Annotated in this window: 2 protein-coding genes and 1 pseudogene; all 3 read right to left on the bottom strand. The window is 63.8% G+C overall.

The genetic code is table 11. From position 1 onward, the window contains the following. Positions 1-44 precede the first annotated feature (44 nt). Positions 45-1,349, bottom strand: coding sequence for an oligosaccharide flippase family protein (locus OC610_RS25335; protein ID WP_264431767.1), 1,305 nt, complete (start codon positions 1,347-1,349; stop codon positions 45-47). Beyond that, positions 1,346-2,350, bottom strand: a complete 1,005-nt coding sequence (locus OC610_RS25330) for a polysaccharide deacetylase family protein (protein ID WP_181288975.1) — start codon at positions 2,348-2,350, stop codon at positions 1,346-1,348. Before OC610_RS25330 ends, OC610_RS25335 begins: the two co-directional genes overlap by 4 nt. 11 nt (positions 2,351-2,361) lie before the next feature. Next, positions 2,362-2,596, bottom strand: a pseudogene (locus OC610_RS25325) (glycosyltransferase family 2 protein); the annotation flags it as partial.

Raw genomic sequence — 2,596 nt, 5'->3', positions numbered from 1 at the left:
GGGAGCGAGCTTGCTCGCGATGGCGGCTTGCCTGGCGACGCTGTTCACGCGGATTTCCCCAGCAACATCTGACGCATCGGCAGCAGATCGCTGGGCAGGATAATCAACGTCTGCCACAGCGCCACGCCGCTGAGGCGGCAATACATGACGAGCATCGGCAGGGTCACGCCCAGGTACGCAATGGACGAAGCGGCGGCAGCGCCAACGATGCCGTAGCGCGGAATCAGGACAACGTTCAGCGCCAGGTTCAATAGCGCACCCACGCCCATCAGCAACGAAACGCTACCGGGTCGGTTCTTGCCCAGCAGGTCCAGGCGCAGGATGCTCGCATAGCACAACCCGAACACCCCTGGCAGCAGCGCCAGCAGGGCAGGGTACGCCGGTTGATAGGCGCTGCCGAACATGGTGACGATCAGCCATTCGCCGACCAGTGCCATGCCCAGGCAGGCGGCCAGCATGGCGGTGGCGGTCAGGCGCAAGGCCAACGGGGTCAGGCGCTTCATATCGGTGTCTTGCTGCAGCAGGCGTTTCATCAGCGGCGTGGTGACCGCTTCCGGGACGATATGCAGCAGTTCCGCCGCGGCGCTGGCCATGGCGTAGTGTCCCAGCGCCGTGCTGCCCAGCAGTGCGCCGATGAACAGGTAATCCGAGCGCATCATCAATTGCTGGAACAGAATGTCCGGATGACTGCGGACACCGTAGTGCAACAGTTCGTTCTGGCCGGTGCGATCCCAGCGCAGGGTGATCGAATGATCGCGACGCAACCACATCCAACCTGCCAATACCACCAGGCCAAGGCCCGCCAACCAGCTGATCAGCGCCGCTTCCAGCGCCGTGTCCTTCCATATCCAGAAGAGCGCCACGAAGAGCAACAGCGGTACCAGGGATTCCATCAGCCGCAAGGCGTTGAACGCGCCAACACCGCCGGAAGCGTTGTGCAGCGTCAACAAGCCGCTCTTGAGTACCGCCAGCGGCACGGCCAGCAACAGCAGCCAGGCCAGCAGCCCCAGTTGCACGGTGATGTCCAGTTCCGCGCCGAACTCACGCACCAGCGCCACCACCAGCAATGTCAGCAATCCCGCCAGCAGGCAGCCGAAGACCAGCACGTGGCTGAGCAACAGGCTCATCGAACGGTGCTGCGCCGCCTGATAACCCACGGCGGAATTCAGCCCCCCACTGGTGACGGCGCTGATCAGGTCCGGCAGCGTGCTGAGCAGTGCCAACAGCCCGCGTTCGCTGGGCCCCAGGATCCGTGCCAGCAAGATGTTGCGCAACAGGCGCAGGCAGAGCATCGCCAGGCTTGTGCCCATGCTCATTACCAAGAGCTTGAGGTAACGTGCGCGGTTCATGAACGAGCTCCTCGACGAATGCGCCAGGCCAGCAATTCCGGGTGGCAGGCGTTGCGTTGGCTGACGCCGAAACGCGGCAGGTTCAGTGGGTCGCCGTCATGGCGATACAGTCCGGCCTGGGTGCCCAGCGCGAACGGAAAACCGTGGGCCGCCACCTGTTCGCGCACACGGACGTCATTGTCGCCGTTGGGGTAGCAATACACCGGCAAGGGCTGGGCGCAGCCATTTTCCAGGGCTGTCCAGCTGCGGGTCAGTTCCTCGTGCAGGCGCTGGTCGTCGAGCCCGGTCAGAATCGCGTGGCTGGCGCCATGGGGGCCGAAGCGGACCAGGCCGGAATCTTCCAGCATGCGCACCTGGGGCCAGTCCAGCGCCTGGGGCTGGGCTCCGTGCGGGCAGGCTTCGGTGAGGTCGCTCAAGGTGCGCGCATCGAGGGTCTTGAGGCTTTGCAGATAGTGCAGCAACGCCAGGCTGCGGCGTTCGTCGTCGATATCATCGAGCAGTACCGGCAGCGGCCGGCCGGCATGCTGCAAATGCTCGATCAGCGAATGCCGTGCTACCTGCCCATGGCTGCCCCACAGGGTTTCGCCGATGCTTTCCCACCAGAAGTGCTGGCGACTGCCGACGAAATCGGTGGACAGGAAAATGCTCGCCGGCACCTGGTATTGGCGCAGCAGGGGAAAGGCGTTCATGGCGTTGTCACGCCAGCCGTCGTCGAACGTCAGGGCCACCCGCGGACGGTTCGGAACGCTTTCAGGGTCGGCCAGCAACAACGTCATCAGGGGCACGCATTCAAAATGCCGTTGCAGCCAGATCAGCAAATGTTCGAATGCGTCGGGCCCCACGCACAGCTCATTGCGATGGGGCAGTTCGGCAGCACGGTCGTTGTTCAGCACCCGGTGCAGCATCAGGATGACGCCGGCGCCACGCAACGGATGGCGACCCAGGGACGTGTTCAGGTACAGCCAGCCGCCGGTGCGCTTGAAAACGTATTTGATCGACATCGGCCGTCTCCTTAACGATTCTGCTCGGGATTCCATTGGCTGTAGCGCTGGCCCCGAAGGAACTGCCAGAGTCCGATGCTCATGCCCGCCAGCGTCACCAGCACGAACGCCGCCAGGCGAAAGGGCCGGGGCAAACGGTGGCCTGCGTCCATCAACCCGATCAGTGCCATGGCGTAGCCGAGCAACTGTGCCACCAGGCTCAGGCGATAGAACGGATGGTCGTTCCACAGGCAGGCGTTGCTCAAC

This window comes from Pseudomonas agronomica, assembly GCF_025917275.1.
Lineage (GTDB): Bacteria > Pseudomonadota > Gammaproteobacteria > Pseudomonadales > Pseudomonadaceae > Aquipseudomonas > Aquipseudomonas agronomica.
The sequence above is the reverse complement of the archived record's forward strand: the minus strand, read 5'-3'. Positions and strand labels throughout refer to the sequence as shown.

Excerpts from the sequence above, each read along its gene's own strand:
- OC610_RS25330 (WP_181288975.1), bottom strand. The coding sequence starts at position 2,350 with ATGTCGATCAAATACGTTTTCAAGCGCACCGGCGGCTGGCTGTACCTG.
- OC610_RS25335 (WP_264431767.1), bottom strand. The coding sequence starts at position 1,349 with ATGAACCGCGCACGTTACCTCAAGCTCTTGGTAATGAGCATGGGCACA.